This is a genomic window from Psychrobacter sp. TB20-MNA-CIBAN-0197, assembly GCF_040309765.1.
Lineage (GTDB): Bacteria > Pseudomonadota > Gammaproteobacteria > Pseudomonadales > Moraxellaceae > Psychrobacter > Psychrobacter submarinus.
This window is the reverse complement of record NZ_JBEOPC010000166.1, coordinates 1-380: the sequence shown is the minus strand read 5'-3', so window position 1 is coordinate 380 and position 380 is coordinate 1. Positions and strand designations below refer to the sequence as shown.

Below are 380 nucleotides of genomic sequence, written 5' to 3'. Positions count from 1 at the left end.
GGCGTACTGCACGTGCGGCCGATCCTCGACATGAAAGACCCGCAACAAGCGGCGCTGGTTCGTCCGGTGTCCGATGGCGTAGCGGCGCTGACTCAGCGCTACGGCGGCCTGCTCTGGGGCGAGCATGGCAAGGGCCTGCGTTCGGAGTACGCGCCGGCATTCTTCGGCGAGTTGTACCCGGCACTGCAAGCCTTGAAAGCCGCGTTCGACCCATTCAACCAGTTCAATCCGGGCAAAATCGCCACGCCGGCCAACAGCGGCGCAGCACTGCTGAAGATCGACGAAGTGACCCTGCGCGGCGAGCTGGATCGACAGATCGACGAGACAGTCTGGCAAAGCTACGGCGCGGCCATGCACTGCAATGGCAACGGCGCTTGCTA

At 63.9% G+C, this 380-nt stretch carries 1 protein-coding gene; it reads left to right on the top strand.

Annotation, left to right across the window (positions count from 1 at the left end):
- Positions 1–380, top strand: a 380-nt coding sequence (locus AAEY83_RS13140) for an FAD-binding oxidoreductase (RefSeq protein ID WP_351059405.1), incomplete at both ends; no start/stop codon positions are given.